Here is a 17675-nt window from a genome sequence, read left to right on the forward strand (position 1 = left end):
GCTTAGCGGATGCAAGCGGCCGCGCACACCCGGGAGGGGTTAAACCTTGGCCGGGACCGGTACTGACTTGCTGCGCGGGCGCAATTGGGCGGCGGCCATGGCCTGGTCGGTGACGCCGGTTTCGGCACGCATGCCGGCGGCGAGAAACGGCACCATCAGGCGCATGACCTGCTCGATGGAGGTGTTGACGCCGAAGTCGGTCTCGGCAATCGCACGCAGTGCCTTGATCCCGGACATGCTGAATGCCGCGGCACCGAGCATGAAGTGCACGCGCCAGAACAGTTCGATTGGCGGGATACGCGGGGCGGCTTCGTTGACCAGCAACATATAGCGGCGGAACACCTTGCCGTACATGTCTTCCAGATAGCGGCGCAGGTGGCCCTGGCTCTGGCTGAACGCCAGGCCCAACAGGCGCATGAAGATCGACAGGTCGTTGCCGCTGCGTGGCTGAACCACCAGGGCTTGTTCGACGAGGATCTCCAGCAGGTCTTCCAGGCTTGGCTTGTTTTCAGGCTTGGCCTGGCGACGTTCCAGCTCACGGTCGAGGCTGATGCAGAAAGGCCCCAGGAAACGTGAGAACACGGCCTGGATCAGCGCCTTCTTGGAGCCGAAATGGTAGTTCACTGCCGCCAGGTTGACCCCGGCCTTGCTGGTAATCAGCCGCAATGAAGTTTCAGCAAATCCTTTTTCCGCGAACAACTGCTCGGCAGCATCGAGAATGCGTTCAACGGTTTCCGACTGGGCCATGGCTACTCCGCCTGACAAACACTTGTTTGAAACATACGTTTCAAGCTATGTCTTGTCAAGCCTGCAGGTCGGTTTGCGGCTGGCCGGTCAGCTATTTCATGGCCATTTAATCACATTCGCCAAGGTCTGTAGGCAGCGCTGTCTCCAGTGTGTAGGACAGGTGATAAATGACCGTCCAGCGGAGTGACTGAAAACGGTGATTGCCAAGCGCAGTCCACTGTATATAATCCCAGTCACTGTATAAAAAGACAGAGCGATCAACATGCTAAAACTGACGCCACGCCAAGCTGAGATTCTGGCTTTTATCAAGCGCTGCCTCGATGACAACGGCTACCCGCCGACCCGGGCGGAAATTGCGCTGGAACTGGGATTCAAGTCACCCAACGCCGCTGAAGAACACCTCAAGGCCCTCGCCCGCAAAGGCGCGATCGAGATGACCCCGGGTGCTTCCCGCGGTATTCGTATCCCTGGCTTCGAAGCCAAGGCCGACGAGTCGACACTGCCGATCATCGGCCGCGTCGCAGCCGGTGCGCCGATCCTGGCGCAACAGCACGTCGAGGAATCCTGCAACATCAACCCGACCTTCTTCCATCCCCGTGCCGACTACCTGTTGCGGGTCCATGGCATGAGCATGAAGGACGTGGGCATTTTCGACGGCGACCTGCTGGCCGTCCACACCACACGTGAAGCTCGCAATGGCCAGATCGTCGTCGCCCGTATCGGCGATGAAGTGACGGTCAAACGCTTCAAGCGCGAAGGCAGCAAGGTCTGGCTCCTGGCCGAGAACCCCGAATTCGCGCCGATTGAAGTGAACCTGAAGGATCAGGACCTGGTGATTGAAGGCTTGAGCGTCGGCGTTATTCGCCGCTAACGGAGGCATCATGCAGTTCCTACAGACCCCACAACACACTCAACTGTCGCTGTTTGAGGCCTTTATGGCCCAGCCCCTTGCGCCCATCCTCAAGGAAGTGGTCGAAGCGCCCTGGAGCGCCGAACCCGAGGCGTTCAGTGAACTGTCGTTGCGCGGTGCTGCCGGGAACTGCCTGAGCCTGTTGGCGCCGATCCTTCGCGAATTGAGCGAGGAACAGGACGCCCGCTGGCTGACGCTGATCGCCCCGCCGTCCAGCCTGACCCAGGCCTGGTTGCGGGATGCCGGCCTGAACCGCGAACGCATCCTGTTGCTGCAACCCCGTGGTGCTCAAAGCGCCCAGCAGTTGACCTGCGAAGCCTTGCGCCTGGGCCGTAGCCATACGGTGGTCAGCTGGCTGAACCCGCTGACCACAGCGGCCAGGCAGCAACTGATCAGCGCCGCCCGCACAGGTGATGCGCAAAGCTTGAACATTCGGTTGGGATAAAACGATACGCGGGTAACTGACAGCTGTCAGGATCCGCCATGACGCGAGGCTTCTTCAGAATTGAGAAGCCGATCTGCACAATTGAAGCCTGTAAAAAAGTCGACAGACGGATTCAGTGAAGAATCCGCGGGCCGTCTTCCTTTTCCGGTTCGCCTTCAGCCAGGCGCCCCGCCATCTGCACACCTACGCTCAACATGGCTTTTGCCACTTCCACGTGCTGGCCCTGCAGGAACGCTTTTGCGTCCTCGGAAAAATCCAAGATCACCAGAGAACCCTCGTCCTCAGCCCGGCGCAGCTCGATTCGGCCGTCGGGCAACTCAACAATTTCCAGAAAGGACGTTGGCATAAAAGTCTGTTCTCCACGAAAGGCCGGCATTATATCAGTCTTGTGGCGAGCGGGCTTGCCCGCATTGGGCTGAGCCGCGGCCCTCCGACAGCTGACACTGCCAGGCCTGAAAAGCCTTGGGGCTGCTTCGCAACCCAGCGGGAGCAAGCTCCCTCGCCACAAGAGCGGTAGTTGTCAGCGAAAAGCCTTCAGCACTCGTTCAATCCATCCCGAAACCGAATGGCCAACTTCTTCAGCTCCTGCCGCCAGCTTTCCAGCTCTTCCCGGCTCAACGGCTCGGGTCCTTCTTCGTCCAGGCTTACGGCCACGATCAGCGGCTGGGTCACATCGCCTTTGGGCGTGTGCTTCACCCGTGGAGGTTGGAACATCTCCGCGTGGGCTACCAGCAAGCGCGCCAGCCAACTGTCCGGGCTTTGCGCCATCTCCACCAGTTCGGCCAACTCCGGGATGGCCATGGACTCCAGCACATCCCGGTGGATGATCATTTCCGCACGCGGCGAGCCGGCCTGCGGCAGACGGTAGAACCCGGCGATCTCATGGCACAAGCCAAGCAAGGCGCCATAGAGGTGGAACAGCGCGGCTTCACGCCCGGCCTGTACCAGCGCGATAGCGTTCATCTCCTTCCCTTCCTCGGCACGGCCAAGGGCTTCCAGGGACAAACCCGCGAAGTAAATTTTCTGGTTGGTACGGGTATAGAGTTCGTTGGCCATGAAGGCAGTCTCCACAACGAATAAAGCGTGATGCTGGCTGAACAGTGTCACGGATCAGCCAAGGCCACTGCAAGCGCAAAAAAAGGCCGCCTATCAAGGCGGCCTTTGTGCATGTAGCTGATCGTATCAAGCGCCCTGGCGCTTGTCCTCGACCTTCCACTTGCCACCGTCGTAGAACGCTTTCCAGCCGGTAGGCTTGCCTTCCACTTCGGTCTGCACGTACTGCTCCTTGGTCTTGCGGCTGTAGCGGATTACGGACGGGCGACCGTCCGGGTCCTTCTTCGGCGCTTCGCAGAGGAAGTGGTACTTCGGATCGATCTCGTCCTTGTGGGGCACGATCTCCATCACCAGCGGTGCACGGGTCTCACGGTTTTTCGGGAACTGGCTGGCAGCCAGGAACAGCCCCGAAGCACCATCACGCAGGATGTAGGTGTCGTTGACCTTCTCGCACTTGAGCTCAGGCATCTTCACCGGGTCCATCTTCGGCGGCGCCGCGTCACCGCTTTTCAGCAGTTTGCGGGTGTTCTTGCACGTCGGGTTGGTGCAACCGAAGAACTTGCCGAAACGGCCGGTCTTGAGCTGCATCTCGCTGCCGCACTTGTCGCATTCCAGGCTCGGGCCTTCGTAGCCCTTGATGCGGTAAGTGCCTTCTTCGATCTCGTAGCCGTTGCAATCCGGGTTGTTACCGCAGATGTGCAGCTTGTGCTTCTCGTCCAGCAGGTAGGCATCCATTGCCGTGCTGCAGATCGGGCAACGGTGCTTGCCACGCAATACCAGAGACTCGGATTCACCCTCGTCATCGGCCGCGATTTCATCGCCCGGCACCAGGTTGACGGTGGCCTTGCAGCGCTCTTTCGGCGGCAGGCTGTAACCCGAGCAACCGAGGAATACACCGGTGGAGGCGGTACGAATCTGCATCGGGCGACCGCAAGTGAGGCACGGAATGTCCGTCATCACCGGCTGGTTGGCCCGCATGCCGTTCTCGGCGCTTTCAGCCACTTCAAGTTTCTTCTTGAAGTCGCCGTAGAACTCGTCGAGCACGTTTTTCCAGTCGCGTTCGCCCTGGGCCACGTCATCGAGGTTCTCTTCCATGCCGGCGGTGAAGCCGTAGTCCATCAGGTTGGAGAAGCTCTCGGACAGGCGCTCCGTGACGATGTCGCCCATCTTTTCCGAGTAGAAACGACGGTTGTGCAAGGCCACGTAGCCGCGGTCCTGGATGGTGGAGATGATCGCCGCATAGGTCGAAGGACGACCGATACCGCGCTTTTCCATCTCCTTGACCAGGCTGGCTTCCGAATAACGCGCCGGCGGCTTGGTGAAGTGCTGGGACGGGTCGAGCTTGATCAGCTTCAACACATCGCCCTGAGCCATGTCAGGCAGTACATCGTCGTCGCCCGGCTTGGCGATTTGCGGCATCACGCGGGTGTAACCGTCGAACTTGAGGATACGGCCCTTGGCACGCAGCTCGAAGTCACCAGCACCCACGCTGACAGTCGTCGACAGGTATTGCGCCGGCAGCATCTGGCACGCCAGGAACTGGCGCCAGATCAGCTCGTAGAGGCGCTCAGCGTCGCGCTCCATGCCGCTCAGCTTGCTTGGCTCGGTGTTGGCGTCGGAGGGACGAATCGCTTCGTGAGCCTCTTGTGCGCCTTCCTTGCTGCTGTAGACGTTCGGCTTCTCCGGCAGGTACTTCTTGCCGAATTCGCTTTCAATATAAGTGCGCGCCATCGCCACCGCGTCTTGCGACAGGTTGGTGGAGTCGGTACGCATATACGTGATGTAGCCCGCTTCATACAGGCGCTGGGCCATCATCATGGTCTTCTTCACCCCGAAGCCCAGGCGGTTGCTCGCAGCCTGTTGCAGGGTGGAGGTGATGAACGGCGCCGACGGCTTGCTGCTGGTGGGCTTGTCTTCACGCTTGACGATGCTGTAGCTGGAAGCCTTGAGCTTCTCCAGCGCGGCCATGGCCTGGGCTTCGTTGAGCGGCTTGAAGGCCTCGCCTTTCTCGCGGGCCACTTCAAAGCGTACGTTGTTGCCCTTGGCAGTGCCCAGGTCAGCGTGCACTTCCCAATATTCTTCAGGGTTGAACGCACGAATCTCGCGCTCACGCTCCACCACCAGCTTTACCGCAACCGATTGCACACGGCCGGCGGACAGGCCACGAGCGATTTTCGCCCACAGCAGCGGCGAGACCATGTAACCCACGACGCGGTCGAGGAAGCGACGGGCCTGCTGGGCATTGACGCGGTCAATGTCCAGTTCGCCCGGCTTGGAGAAGGCTTCCTGGATCGCCTTCTTGGTAATTTCGTTGAACACCACGCGCTTGTAGCGGCTGTCGTCACCCCCGATGGCTTCCCGCAGGTGCCAGGCAATAGCCTCCCCTTCGCGGTCCAAGTCGGTTGCGAGATAGATGGTGTCAGCATCCTTGGCGAGCCGGCGCAGCTCTTCGATGACCTTTTCCTTGCCCGGGAGGATCTCGTACTTGGCTTTCCAGCCATGATCGGGATCGACACCCATGCGCGAGACCAGCTGCTTGCGCGCTTTCTCTTTAGGCGTGAGCACCGGACCTTCGCCCGCAGCCGCCTTGCCACGCTTGGCGGCAGGCTCCTTGCTGGCGCTAGCCGAACCGCTGGTGGGCAGGTCTCGGATATGGCCGATACTCGACTTCACCACGTACTCGTTACCCAAGTACTTGTTGATGGTCTTGGCCTTAGCCGGGGATTCCACAATGACCAGCGATTTGCCCATGGATCGGAAAATTCCTGAATTCGAGAAGTGAAAGGCGGTTGGCGCCTGACGCGGCAACGCTATATATAGTGGCAACAAGGTGAGGTCAAGCGCAGCATTCTGCGCGGCCTGCCTTTATTGCACGGAAAAAAGGCTGGGTTCGGCCTGCATCAAAGCAAAGCGCGGGACCTGTTCGCCGTCAACTTCGACGGTCTCAAGGAACATGCTCAAGGGACGCACCCAAAAGCCGTAATCGCCATACAGTGCTTGGTAGAACACCACTTCCTCTTCGGTCTCGGAATGCCGCGCCACATTAAAAACGCGGTACTGCGGACCTTTATAATGCTGGTAGAGCCCTGGTTCGACTTTCATGCTCTGGCCCTCTTACAAAATTTGTTAAAAAAAATATAAAAAATTCCAAAAAACAAAAACCGGGGCACTGGGCCCCGGCTTCCGTCAACGAAACGTTTAGATACGTTCGAAGACGGTGGAGATGCCTTGGCCGAGGCCAATGCACATGGTTGCAACCCCAAGGTTGCCGCCATTTTGCTTCATCACGTTAAGCAACGTGCCGGAGATACGAGCGCCGGAACACCCAAACGGGTGACCCAAGGCAATCGCGCCGCCGTGCAGGTTAACCTTCTCGTTCATCTTGTCGAGCACTTTCAAATCTTTCAGCACTGGCAGGGCCTGTGCGGCGAAAGCTTCGTTGAGCTCGAAGAAGTCGATGTCGGAGATAGTCAGGCCTGCGCGCTTCAATGCTTTTTGTGTGGCCGGTACTGGACCATAGCCCATGATTGCCGGGTCCACACCTGCGACTGCCATCGAACGAATCACGGCCATCGGCTGGATACCCAGGTCCTGGGCACGCTGGGCCGACATCACGATCATGCACGAAGCACCGTCAGTGATCTGCGACGAAGTACCGGCTGTCACGGTGCCGCCCTTTGGATTGAAGGCCGGCTTCAGGGCCGCCAGGCTTTCCAGGGTGGTGTCCGGACGAATGGTTTCGTCGTAGTCGAACAGTTTCAGGAAACCGTTCTCGTCGTAGCCGTTCATCGGGATGATTTCATCCTTGAACTTGCCTTCCACGGTTGCCTTGTGGGCCAACTGGTGGGAACGCAGGCCGAATGCATCCTGGGCTTCGCGGGTAATGCCGTGCATTTTGCCGAGCATTTCAGCGGTGAGGCCCATCATGCCCGAGGCTTTCGCCGCGTACAGGGACATGTGCGGGTTCGGATCCACACCGTGCATCATGCTGACGTGGCCCATGTGCTCCACGCCGCCAACCACGAACACATCACCGTTACCGGTCATGATCGCTTGGGCAGCGGTGTGCAGCGCGCTCATGGACGAGCCACACAGCCGGCTGACGGTCTGGCCGGCAGCGGTGTGCGGGATCTGCGTCATCAGGGAAGCCATGCGGGCGATGTTCCAGCCCTGCTCCAGGGTCTGGTTGACGCAGCCCCAGATCACGTCTTCGACTTCGTTCGGATCGACCTTGACGTTGCGTTCCAGCAATTTGCTGATCAGGTGCGCCGACATGTCTTCGGCACGGGTGTTGCGGTGCATGCCGCCCTTGGAGCGGCCCATCGGCGTACGACCGAAGTCGACAATCACGACGTCTCTTGGATTCAAGCTCATAAATATTCTCGCTCTAGTCGTCTGGGCACTTAACCGAAGAAGCTCTGGCCGTTCTTGGCCATCTCGCGCAGCTTCGCAGTCGGGTGGTACAGCGGGCCCAGATCAGCGTATTGATCAGCCAGGGCAACGAACTCGGCCACACCGATGGAATCGATGTAACGCAGCGCACCACCACGGAATGGAGGGAAACCAATACCGTAGACCAGGCCCATGTCGGCCTCGGCTGCGGTTTCAACGATGCCGTCTTCCAGGCAACGCACGGTTTCCAGGCACAGGGCGATCATCATCCAGTTGACGATGTCCTCGTCGGACACTTCACGCTGTTCGTAGATGACCGGCGCGAGTACTTCGTGAACCGATGGGTCGGCCACTTTCTTCTGCTTGCCCTTCTTGTCGGTCTCGTAGGCGTAGAAGCCCTTGCCATTCTTCTGGCCCAGGCGCTTGGCTTCGTAGAGCGCGTCGATCGCCGAGCGGCGGTCGTCTTTCATGCGGTCCGGGAAGCCTTCAGCCATTACGTCGCGACCGTGGTGGCCGGTGTCGATGCCGACCACGTCCATCAGGTACGCCGGGCCCATTGGCCAGCCGAATTTTTCCATGACCTTGTCGATGCGCACGAAGTCCACACCGGCGCTGACCAGCTTGGCGAAACCGCCGAAGTACGGAAACAGTACGCGGTTGACCAGGAAGCCCGGGCAGTCATTGACGACGATCGGGTTCTTGCCCATTTTCTTGGCGTAGGCAACGGTGGTGGCAACGGCCAGCTCGCTGGACTTCTCGCCACGGATCACTTCCACCAGCGGCATCATGTGCACCGGGTTGAAGAAGTGCATGCCGACGAAGTTTTCCGGACGCTTGAGGGCCTTGGCCAGCAAGGTGATGGAAATGGTCGAGGTGTTGGACGCCAGGATCGTGTCTTCTTTCACCTGGGCTTCAACTTCAGCCAGTACCGCCTGCTTGACCTTCGGGTTCTCGACAACCGCTTCGACCACCAGGTCGACGTGGCCGAAATCACCGTAGGACAGGGTCGGACGAATGCCGTTAAGCACTTCAGCCATTTTCGCTGCAGTCATGCGGCCTTTATCAACGCGGCCTACCAGCAGCTTCGCGGCTTCTGCCAGACCCTGCTCGATGCCGTGCTCGTTGATGTCTTTCATCAAGATCGGCGTGCCTTTGGACGCCGACTGATAGGCGATACCGCCGCCCATGATACCGGCGCCGAGTACGGCAGCCTGTTTCACGTCGCGAGCGATTTCGTCGTAGGCCTTGGCCTTTTTCTTCAGTTCCTGATCGTTCAGGAACAGACCGATCAAGCTCTGCGCGGCAGAGGTCTTGGCCAGTTTGACGAAACCAGCGGCTTCGACTTCCAGGGCTTTGTCGCGACCGAAGTTCGCGGCCTTCTGGATGGTCTTGATCGCTTCAACCGGCGCCGGGTAGTTCGGGCCGGCCTGGCCAGCCACGAAACCCTTGGCGGTTTCGAACGACATCATCTGTTCGATGGCGTTGAGCTTGAGTTTTTCCAACTTTGGCTGACGCTTGGCCTTGTAGTCAAATTCGCCGCTGATGGCGCCCTTGATCAGGTTCAGCGCGGCTTCTGCCAGCTTGTCGGGAGCCACCACAGCATCCACGGCGCCGACTTTCAACGCGTCTTCAGCACGGTTTTCCTTGCCGGCGGCAATCCACTCGATGGCATTGTCGGCACCGATGATGCGCGGCAGGCGCACGGTACCGCCGAAGCCTGGGTAGATGCCCAGCTTGACTTCCGGCAGGCCGATTTTCGCGGTGGCAGACATCACGCGGAAGTCGGCGGCCAGGCACATTTCCAGACCGCCGCCCAGGGCGATGCCATTGATCGCGGCAACGGTCGGCACGTTGAGGTCTTCGAAATCGCTGAAAATCTTGTTGGCTTCGAGGTTGCCAGCCACAAGCTCGGCATCGGGCAGCTTGAAGTTGTCGACGAATTCGGTGATGTCAGCGCCGACGATGAACACGTCCTTGCCGCTGGAGACGATCACGCCCTTGACCGAAGCATCTGCTTTGATGGTGTCTACGGCCTGACGCAATTCATTCAGGGTTAGACGGTTGAACTTGTTGACGGACTCACCCTTGAGGTCGAATTTCAATTCGACGATGCCACTTTCAAGAGCCTTAACCGTGATGGCTTTACCTTCGTAAATCATCAACTGATCTCCACGATATGGAAGCTGAACAGTACACGTCGGACGCAGGATTCAGCGTAGGCACTGACGTTACCGTCGATGCTAACGCCAAGTTGCCAGGCACACCCGCCAACGCGATAGTCGGGATTCTGTACGAACGGTCTGAAAGACAAACGCTCAATTCATACGCCCGTTTGATTTGGGTACGTCACCTTCAGCCAAATCCGACGAATTGTCAATCGCTCGAAAGGGCCGCAAAAACGCGACTTTTCAGTCATTTCAGAACCCGGGGCAGCCGGCATCGCCCCGCCAATGTTTAATCATTCGCGAAATCAATAATGTGAATTTTGATTTAAAGGGCTGTACAGAACCGAATATGCGGCTAGGCTAGCGGCACGTAAAACGAATTACCGGCCTGCCTGGCCAACTCCAGCCCGATGATGCTTTCGGGCTTTTTAATGCCCGCAGGAATCTCAGGCCAGCGCCTTGAGCACCGCGTCAATGTCCTGCAACACGCTCAACTCGCCCTTCTCGCCCCAGTACAGGGTGATCATTTGCTTGTCGGCTTCGACTTTGTAGACGTTCGCCGGCAGCGTCGCAAAATGTGGCAACAACTTTTCATCGACGCAGGTTTCCTGCCACTGATTGACCCAAACCCCCGGCTCCAACTGCCAGTAACTCCAGGTCACCCGCGTGGTGCCACGCCGTGGCCGGTGATACTGGGCACACGGGCTTGGCGGCTCGTGCTTGAGCCAGTGCGGCCATTCCTGGGGCGTCAGTTGCATGGCCAGGCCAATGCGCCGCGCCTCCATGCGCAAAGCCATGCGCCCGCTCGAATGGAGCGAAGGACGCAGCCACGCCAGGGGGCTTAAAACCAGCGCAAGGATTGACACCACTATCCAGACCGTCATATGTGTACTCCCGAATTTCTTGATGAGCGGATTTGACCTGACGCAACCCCATCCGCTTGAAACCAGCCATACTGAACTTATCGCTTTCCCTTGGAGGACTCCTCATGCCCTACGAACATATTCTGGTCGCCGTGGACCTGACCGAAGAATGCGACCCCGTGATCAAGCGGGCCGTAGGCCTTGCAGGCGACTCGGTGAAGCTGTCCCTGGTGCATATCGTCGAACCGATGGCCATGGCCTTTGGCGGCGATGTGCCGATGGACCTTTCCCAACTGCAACAGCAGCAGTTCGACCAGGCCAAGGAACGCCTTGACCGGCTGATCAACAAATACCCTGCCCTGAAAAAAGACCAGAGCCACCTGACCTACGGCCAGCCGCGCCAGGAAATCCACCACCTGGCCAAGGAGCAAGGTTGCGACCTGATCGTGGTCGGCAGCCACGGCCGTCACGGCCTGGCCTTGCTGCTGGGCTCCACCGCCAATGACGTGCTGCACGGCGCACCTTGCGATGTGCTGGCCGTGAAACTGGTCAAGAGCTCGTAAGACCAACGGCAATCCAATGTGGGAGCGGGCTTGTGTGGGAGCGGGCTTGCTCGCGAAAGCGGTGGATCAGTCGACAAATATATGGACTGACACACCGCATTCGCGAGCAAGCCCGCTCCCACATCTGAACCGCGTTTCATACAAAAAACCCGGCGCTCATACAAATGAGCGCCGGGTTTTTTATTGCGCTTGAATCACTCAGGCATCCAGCTCGGCCCAGCGTTCAACCAGGGCTTCAAGCTCGCTGTTAAGCTGCTCGAGGGATGCAATCACCTTGGCGGTTTCTGCAGCCGGACGCAGGTAGAAACCCGCGTCAGCCATTTCAGCTTCAACGGCAGCAATCTGCTGTTCCTTGGCGTCGATATCACCCGGCAGTGCTTCCAGCTCACGTTGCAGCTTGTAGCTGAGCTTCTTCTTCGCAGCAGGTGCTTCCTGGGCTGGTGCCGGAGCAGCAGCCACTGGAGCAACCACGGCCGAGGTCAAGTCAGCCTTGCCGGACTTGCTCTCGGTCACGCCCAGCAGGCGCGGCGAGCCGCCCTGGCGCAGCCAGTCCTGGTAACCACCGACGTATTCACGCACCTTGCCTTCGCCTTCGAAGACCAGGGTGCTGGTGACCACGTTATCGAGGAATGCCCGGTCGTGACTGACCATCAGCACGGTGCCGTTGAAGGTCAGCAGGACCTCTTCCAGCAGTTCCAGGGTTTCCACGTCGAGGTCGTTGGTCGGTTCGTCGAGTACCAGCAGGTTGGCTGGCTTGCTGAACAACTTGGCCAGCAGCAGGCGCGCACGCTCACCACCGGACAAGGCCTTGACCGGCGTACGTGCACGCTGCGGGCTGAACAGGAAGTCGCCCAGGTAGCTCAGCACGTGGCGGCTCTGGCCGTCGATGTCGATAAAGTCGCGACCTTCGGCGACGTTGTCGATCACGGTTTTTTCCAGGTCCAACTGGTGGCGCAACTGGTCGAAGTAGGCCACGTCGATGCGCGTGCCCTCTTCCACGGTACCGCTGGTGGGTTGCAGGCCGTTGAGCATCAGCTTGAGCAAGGTGGTCTTGCCGGTACCGTTGGCGCCGAGCAGGCCGATACGGTCGCCGCGCTGCAGGACCATGGAGAAGTCCTTGATCAGGAACGGGCCGTCCGGGTGATGGAAGCTGACGTTTTCCAGGACCATCACTTGCTTGCCCGACTTGTCGGCGGTGTCCAGCTGGATATTGGCCTTGCCGGTGCGTTCACGGCGCTCGCTGCGCTCGACACGCAGGGCTTTCAGGGCACGTACGCGGCCTTCGTTACGGGTGCGGCGGGCCTTGATGCCCTGGCGGATCCAGACTTCTTCCTGGGCCAGCTTCTTATCGAACAGGGCATTGGCGGTTTCTTCCGCAGACAGCGCGGCTTCCTTGTGCACCAGGAAACTGGCGTAGTCGCCGTTCCAGTCGATCAGGCCACCACGGTCCAGTTCGAGGATGCGGGTTGCCAGGTTCTGCAGGAAGGAACGGTCGTGCGTGATGAACAGCACGGCGCCCTGGAAATCCTTGAGGGCTTCTTCAAGCCAGGCGATTGCGCCGATGTCCAGGTGGTTGGTCGGTTCGTCGAGCAGCAACAGATCCGGTTCGGAAACCAGGGCCTGGGCCAGCAGGACGCGGCGACGCCAGCCGCCGGACAATTCGGCGAGGGTCTTGTCGGCGGGCAGTTGCAGGCGACTCAGGGTGCTGTCGACCAATTGCTGCAAGCGCCAGCCGTCGCGGGCTTCGAGGTCTTGCTGGACGTGCATCAGCTTGTCCAGGTCGGCTTCGGTGACGCAGTTCTGCGCCAGGTGATGGTATTCGGCGAGCAGTGCGCCCACGCCGTCGAGGCCTTCGGCAACCACGTCGAACACTGTCCGTCCGTCGGCCACCGGCAATTCTTGCGGCAATTCGCCAATCTTGAGGCCCGGGGCGCGCCAGACAGAGCCGTCATCGGGCTTCTGGTCGCCTTTTACCAGCTTCATCATGCTGGACTTGCCGGTGCCGTTGCGGCCGATGATGCACACCCGCTCACCACGGGCGATCTGCCAGGACACCTTGTCCAACAACGGCATAGCGCCGAAAGCAAGGGACACATCGCTGAATTTGAGCAGGGTCATACGCTTCTCCAAAAACTGGGCGCGCATTCTACCTGACTTAGGGCTCGAGGCGGCCGGCATTTTCGCCGCTGACACGTTCTGTTGGACATTTCAGATGAACTTGAACGAAGCGACCGGCAAAGCTTTCACCGGTTGCGGGCAAAAGGCTAAGCTAGGGGCAATCAGTGTCGGCGACGTCGGCACTAGTCCAGATTCCTCTGCACGGACGTCTCATGCGCAGTCGCCTTTTCAGCTTTTTATCTTGTCTGCTTCTTTCTGCCACCGCCGTTCAATCCGCCCAGGCCGTGGACCTCACCACCCAACGTCAATATTACGATGAAGCCAAACGAGCTCTCGCCAAAGGCGACAGCGGCCCGTATTTCCAGTACAGCCAGGCCCTGGCCGACTACCCGTTGACGCCGTACCTCGCCTACGACGAGCTGACCGCGCGGCTGAAAACCGCGAGCAACGAGGAAATCGAACAATTCCTCGCCAAGAACGGCGACCTGCCCCAGGCCAACTGGATGAAGCTGCGCTGGTTGCGCTGGCTGGCCGACCGTGGCGACTGGCAAACCTTTGAAAAGTACTACGACGCCAAACTCAATTTCGTCGAACTGGACTGCCTCCATGGCCAATTCCAGCTGACCCACAACCAAAAAGCCGAAGGCTATAAAACCACCGAGAAGCTGTGGCTGACCGGTAAATCCCAGCCTGCGGCCTGTGATGCCACCTTTGGCCAGTGGGCCGCCGACGGCCAACTGACCGAACAGAAAATCTGGGACCGCGCCAAGCTGGCCGCCGAAGCCCGCAACTATCCGCTGGCCAACAGCCTGGTGAAGACCCTGCCGACCCTCGGCGCCCAGGGCCGCCTGATGGTGGACGTGGCGCAGAAGCCCGACATGCTCGGCGACCCATCGCGCTTCCTGCCGGCCAACGAAGCCATGTCCGACGCCGTAGGCCTGGGCCTGCGCCGCCTGGCACGCCAGGACCCGGACAAGGCCATGGCCCTGCTCGACGGTTATGCCAGCAGCATGCACTTCTCGCGTGACGAAAAAGTGTCGATCGCCCGGGAAATCGGCTTGACCCTGGCACGCCGCTACGACCCGCGCGCCCTTGACGTGATGACCAAGTACGATCCGGAACTGCGGGACAACACCGTTTCCGAATGGCGCCTGCGCCTGCTGTTGCGCCTGGCCCGCTGGGAAGACGCCTACCAGTTGACCCGCAAGCTGCCCCAGGACCTGGCCACCACCAACCGCTGGCGCTACTGGCAGGCCCGCAGCCTGGAACTGGCAGAGCCGAAGAACCCGCAAGCCCTGGTGATGTACAAGGGCCTGGCCAAGGAACGAGACTTTTACGGTTTCCTGGCGGCGGATCGCTCCCAGTCCCCGTACCAACTGAACAACAAGCCACTGGTGATGAGCCAGGCGCTGATGAACAAGGTACGCAACACACCGGGCGTGCGCCGCGCCCTGGAGTTCTACGCCCGTGGCCAGATCGTTGATGGCCGCCGCGAGTGGTACCACGTCAGCCGGCACTTCAACCGCGACGAAATGGTCGCCCAGGCCAAGTTGGCCTACGACATGAAGTGGTACTTCCCGGCGATCCGCACCATCAGCCAGGCGCAGTACTGGGACGACCTGGACATCCGCTTCCCGATGGCCCACCGCGACACCCTCGTGCGAGAAGCCAAGGTCCGCGGCGTGCATTCCAGCTGGGTATTTGCAATCACCCGCCAGGAAAGCGCCTTCATGGACGACGCGCGTTCCGGCGTCGGTGCCACCGGCCTGATGCAACTGATGCCCGGCACCGCCAAGGAGACTGCGCGCAAGTTCAGCATCCCGCTGGCTTCGCAACAGCAGGTGCTCGACCCGGACAAGAACATCCAGCTCGGCGCCGCCTACCTGAGCCAGGTCCACGCCCAGTTCAACGGCAACCGCGTGCTCGCCACCGCCGCCTACAACGCCGGCCCGGGCCGTGTACGCCAATGGCTGCGCGGCGCCGATCACCTGAGTTTCGATGTGTGGGTGGAAAGCATCCCGTTCGACGAAACCCGCCAGTATGTGCAGAACGTGCTGTCTTATTCGGTGATCTACGGGCAGAAGCTCAATGCACCGCAGCCGCTGGTGGATTGGCATGAGCGGTATTTTGATGATCAGTAAGTAACGCTGTCCCATAAAAAATGCCCGCATTGAGAGATGCGGGCATTTTTTGTGGGCGGTGAATCAGTGGGTGGTCGACTCACCATCACTGAACTGCAACGCCGCCAGCCGTGCATACAGCGGATTGCTGGCGATCAGTTGCTGATGCGTCCCAACCGCCACCAGCTTGCCCTGGTCCATCACGGCAATCCGGTCGGCATTCTTCACGGTGGCCAGCCGGTGGGCGATGACCAGGGTGGTGCGCCCTTCCATCAACTGCGGCAGCGCCTGCTGGATCAGGTGTTCGCTCTGGGCGTCCAGCGCGCTGGTGGCTTCGTCCAGCAGCAGGATCGGTGCATCCACCAACAAGGCCCGGGCGATGGCCAGGCGTTGGCGCTGGCCGCCCGAAAGGCCCATGCCGCCGTCGCCCAGGTGGGTCTGGTAGCCGTCGGGCATTTGCAAAATGAAGTCGTGGGCGTGGGCGATGCGCGCCGCCTCCTCGACCTGGGCAAAGGTGGCCGTCGGATTGCCGTAGCGGATGTTCTCCTCAACGCTGCCGAAAAACAGCGCCGGGCTCTGGGACACCAGGGCGAAACAGCGGCGCAGGTCCAGCGGATCCAGCTCGGTCAGCGGGTGGCCTTCAAGCAGGATGCGGCCTTGCTGGGGATCGTAGAAACGCAGCAACAGATCGAACATCGTCGATTTACCCGCACCGGACGGACCGACCAGGGCCAGGGTTTCGCCAGCATTGATGCTCAGGCTCAAGCCGTCGATGGCAAAACGATCCGGACGCGACGGATAGGAGAAGCGCAAATCCTGGATTTCCAGGCGGCCACTGACCCGCTCCGGCAACTTGATCACGTTGGCTTCGGGCGCCTTGATCTCATTGCTCGACTGCAGCAATTCGCCAATCCGCTCCGCCGCACCGGCGGCGCGCTGCAACTCGCCCAACACTTCACTCAAGGTACCGACGGCACTGCCGACGATCAGGCTGTAGAACACGAACGCCGCCAGCTCACCACCGGAAATGCGCCCGCCGATCACGTCCATGCCGCCGACCCAGAGCATCACGCCCACGGCGCCCAGCACCAGCATGATCACCAGGGTAATCAGCCAGGCGCGCTGCACGATGCGTTTGCGGGCGGTGGTGAAGGCCTCTTCCACCGTCAGCGCGAAGCGCTGTTCGTCCTGGACCTGGTGGTTGTAGGCCTGCACGGTCTTGATCTGGCCGAGGGTTTCGGACACATAGCTGCCGACATCGGCGATGCGGTCCTGGCTCTGGCGCGACAGGCTGCGCACCCGGCGGCCGAAGATCAGGATCGGCGCCAGCACCAGTGGCAGCGCTATCACGACGATGCTGGTGAGCTTGGGGTTGGTGACAAACAGCAGCACGATCCCGCCGATCACCATCAAGGCGTTGCGCAGGAACAGCGACAGCGAGGAGCCGATCACCGATTGCAGCAAGGTGGTGTCGGTGGTCAGCCGGGACTGGATTTCCGAGCTGCGGTTGTTTTCGTAGAAGCCCGGATGCAGGTAGATCAAGTGGTTGAACACCTGCCGCCGGATGTCCGCCACCACCCGCTCGCCGATCCACGACACCAGGTAAAACCGCGCAAAGGTGCCCACCGCCAGGCCCAGCACCAGGATCATGAACAGACCGATGGATTGGTTGAGCAGGTGCGGCGACTGGGTCATGAACCCCTGGTCCACCAGCAGGCGAATACCCTGGCCCATGGACAAGGTAATGCCGGCGGTGACGATCAGCGCCAACAAGGCGCCCAGGGCCTGCCAGCGGTAGGGAGCGACGAAGCGACTGGCCAGGCGAATCGCGCGGCGTTGACGGGCTGAGAGCATGGAGGGTTTCACCTGAAGGTTGGAGACGGGAACCTGCATTGCTACATGGGGGGAACTTGAGCGAATCACAATGAGTCAGGTTAATTATGCTCACCGAAGCTAGGCCCTAGAGGCTATTGGTCTAAGGACCGGCTGGAAATTTGTATCGGTTTCTGCTGGACTGGGCATTCGATCTGCGGGCCGCGCAAGGAGTTGTAACAACGCGGTCACGCGGGGGTTTTAAAGTAGGTACACAACCTGATGAGGAGACGGGCCATGTCCTTGCAAAACAGCAGCAACGCCAAAATTCAAGTGATCCGCCAACCGCAGCAGTTGCCTTGCTCGTACATCGACGCTCAGGGCCGCGAAGTGCAAATCACCGAAGAAATGATCCAGAGCGCGTGCGCCGAACTGGAACAGAAATTGGTCAAGCCTGCCAAGCGAGGCTGATTCGCCCACGCTCTCT

Annotated in this window: 15 protein-coding genes; 5 read left to right on the forward strand and 10 right to left on the reverse strand. The window is 60.1% G+C overall.

Annotated features, from left to right (window positions below; all coding sequences use genetic code 11):
• Positions 1-39: 39 nt before the first annotated feature.
• A complete protein-coding gene (gene psrA / locus HX821_RS20695) occupies positions 40-747 on the reverse strand; it encodes a transcriptional regulator PsrA (RefSeq protein WP_003218964.1) in 708 nt (235 codons plus the stop codon).
• A gap of 262 nt (positions 748-1009) precedes the next feature.
• Between psrA and lexA the strand changes: the two genes are divergently transcribed.
• Positions 1010-1618 (forward strand): transcriptional repressor LexA, encoded by a 609-nt coding sequence (lexA, locus tag HX821_RS20700; protein ID WP_003172575.1) that lies wholly within the window; start codon positions 1010-1012, stop codon positions 1616-1618.
• Between the two features lie 10 nt (positions 1619-1628).
• The gene (gene sulA, locus HX821_RS20705) at positions 1629-2102 is read left to right on the forward strand and encodes an SOS-induced cell division inhibitor SulA (protein ID WP_003218967.1); all 474 of its coding nucleotides are present in this window, start codon (positions 1629-1631) and stop codon (positions 2100-2102) included.
• Between the two features lie 112 nt (positions 2103-2214).
• Here the strand turns inward: sulA and HX821_RS20710 are convergent, their stop codons facing one another.
• The 7 genes from HX821_RS20710 to HX821_RS20740 form a co-directional block, all read right to left on the reverse strand.
• Positions 2215-2448, reverse strand: coding sequence for a hypothetical protein (locus tag HX821_RS20710; RefSeq protein ID WP_003218969.1), 234 nt, complete (start codon positions 2446-2448; stop codon positions 2215-2217).
• A 188-nt stretch (positions 2449-2636) separates the two neighbouring features.
• Positions 2637-3158 carry a DUF6586 family protein gene (locus tag HX821_RS20715; RefSeq protein ID WP_003218971.1) on the reverse strand — a complete coding sequence of 174 codons (522 nt, stop codon included), beginning with the start codon at positions 3156-3158 and terminating at the stop codon, positions 2637-2639.
• 126 nt (positions 3159-3284) lie between these two features.
• Positions 3285-5906, reverse strand: a complete 2622-nt coding sequence (gene topA, locus HX821_RS20720; protein WP_003218973.1) for a type I DNA topoisomerase — start codon at positions 5904-5906, stop codon at positions 3285-3287.
• Between the two features lie 114 nt (positions 5907-6020).
• Positions 6021-6257: a DUF1653 domain-containing protein gene (locus HX821_RS20725; RefSeq protein ID WP_008437597.1), complete on the reverse strand. Its 237-nt coding sequence runs from the start codon at positions 6255-6257 to the stop codon at positions 6021-6023.
• Positions 6258-6353: 96 nt separating this feature from the next.
• Complete coding sequence (gene fadA / locus HX821_RS20730; protein ID WP_003218978.1) at positions 6354-7529, reverse strand: acetyl-CoA C-acyltransferase FadA; 1176 nt, start codon at positions 7527-7529, stop codon at positions 6354-6356.
• 29 nt (positions 7530-7558) lie between these two features.
• Positions 7559-9706, reverse strand: a complete 2148-nt coding sequence (fadB, locus tag HX821_RS20735; RefSeq protein WP_003218979.1) for a fatty acid oxidation complex subunit alpha FadB — start codon at positions 9704-9706, stop codon at positions 7559-7561.
• A 452-nt stretch (positions 9707-10158) separates the two neighbouring features.
• Positions 10159-10596, reverse strand: coding sequence for a hypothetical protein (locus HX821_RS20740; RefSeq protein WP_177036332.1), 438 nt, complete (start codon positions 10594-10596; stop codon positions 10159-10161).
• Positions 10597-10700: 104 nt separating this feature from the next.
• On the opposite strand from HX821_RS20740, the gene HX821_RS20745 reads away from it, so the two are divergent.
• Positions 10701-11138, forward strand: a complete 438-nt coding sequence (locus HX821_RS20745; RefSeq protein ID WP_003218985.1) for a universal stress protein — start codon at positions 10701-10703, stop codon at positions 11136-11138.
• Between the two features lie 198 nt (positions 11139-11336).
• Here HX821_RS20745 and HX821_RS20750 read toward each other — a convergent pair whose 3' ends face one another.
• Positions 11337-13256, reverse strand: coding sequence for an ATP-binding cassette domain-containing protein (locus tag HX821_RS20750; RefSeq protein ID WP_003218986.1), 1920 nt, complete (start codon positions 13254-13256; stop codon positions 11337-11339).
• Between the two features lie 212 nt (positions 13257-13468).
• On the opposite strand from HX821_RS20750, the gene HX821_RS20755 reads away from it, so the two are divergent.
• The gene (locus HX821_RS20755) at positions 13469-15397 is read left to right on the forward strand and encodes a transglycosylase SLT domain-containing protein (protein WP_008437594.1); all 1929 of its coding nucleotides are present in this window, start codon (positions 13469-13471) and stop codon (positions 15395-15397) included.
• A gap of 63 nt (positions 15398-15460) precedes the next feature.
• Here HX821_RS20755 and HX821_RS20760 read toward each other — a convergent pair whose 3' ends face one another.
• On the reverse strand, positions 15461-17269 hold the full coding sequence (locus HX821_RS20760) for an ABC transporter transmembrane domain-containing protein (RefSeq protein WP_177008120.1): 1809 nt from the start codon (positions 17267-17269) through the stop codon (positions 15461-15463).
• A gap of 216 nt (positions 17270-17485) precedes the next feature.
• On the opposite strand from HX821_RS20760, the gene HX821_RS20765 reads away from it, so the two are divergent.
• Positions 17486-17659, forward strand: a complete 174-nt coding sequence (locus HX821_RS20765) for a PA1571 family protein (protein ID WP_003218992.1) — start codon at positions 17486-17488, stop codon at positions 17657-17659.
• Positions 17660-17675: the final 16 nt, after the last annotated feature.

This window comes from Pseudomonas sp. B6001 (assembly GCF_013386015.1).
Lineage (GTDB): Bacteria > Pseudomonadota > Gammaproteobacteria > Pseudomonadales > Pseudomonadaceae > Aquipseudomonas.

Coding starts and splice junctions, on each gene's coding strand:
- HX821_RS20765 (WP_003218992.1), top strand. CDS start 17,486: ATGTCCTTGCAAAACAGCAGCAACGCCAAAATTCAAGTGATCCGCCAA.
- HX821_RS20715 (WP_003218971.1), bottom strand. CDS start 3,158: ATGGCCAACGAACTCTATACCCGTACCAACCAGAAAATTTACTTCGCG.
- topA (WP_003218973.1), bottom strand. CDS start 5,906: ATGGGCAAATCGCTGGTCATTGTGGAATCCCCGGCTAAGGCCAAGACC.
- HX821_RS20755 (WP_008437594.1), top strand. CDS start 13,469: ATGCGCAGTCGCCTTTTCAGCTTTTTATCTTGTCTGCTTCTTTCTGCC.
- HX821_RS20760 (WP_177008120.1), bottom strand. CDS start 17,269: ATGCAGGTTCCCGTCTCCAACCTTCAGGTGAAACCCTCCATGCTCTCA.
- fadA (WP_003218978.1), bottom strand. CDS start 7,529: ATGAGCTTGAATCCAAGAGACGTCGTGATTGTCGACTTCGGTCGTACG.
- HX821_RS20710 (WP_003218969.1), bottom strand. CDS start 2,448: ATGCCAACGTCCTTTCTGGAAATTGTTGAGTTGCCCGACGGCCGAATC.
- psrA (WP_003218964.1), bottom strand. CDS start 747: ATGGCCCAGTCGGAAACCGTTGAACGCATTCTCGATGCTGCCGAGCAG.
- lexA (WP_003172575.1), top strand. CDS start 1,010: ATGCTAAAACTGACGCCACGCCAAGCTGAGATTCTGGCTTTTATCAAG.
- HX821_RS20745 (WP_003218985.1), top strand. CDS start 10,701: ATGCCCTACGAACATATTCTGGTCGCCGTGGACCTGACCGAAGAATGC.
- HX821_RS20750 (WP_003218986.1), bottom strand. CDS start 13,256: ATGACCCTGCTCAAATTCAGCGATGTGTCCCTTGCTTTCGGCGCTATG.
- sulA (WP_003218967.1), top strand. CDS start 1,629: ATGCAGTTCCTACAGACCCCACAACACACTCAACTGTCGCTGTTTGAG.
- HX821_RS20725 (WP_008437597.1), bottom strand. CDS start 6,257: ATGAAAGTCGAACCAGGGCTCTACCAGCATTATAAAGGTCCGCAGTAC.
- HX821_RS20740 (WP_177036332.1), bottom strand. CDS start 10,596: ATGACGGTCTGGATAGTGGTGTCAATCCTTGCGCTGGTTTTAAGCCCC.
- fadB (WP_003218979.1), bottom strand. CDS start 9,706: ATGATTTACGAAGGTAAAGCCATCACGGTTAAGGCTCTTGAAAGTGGC.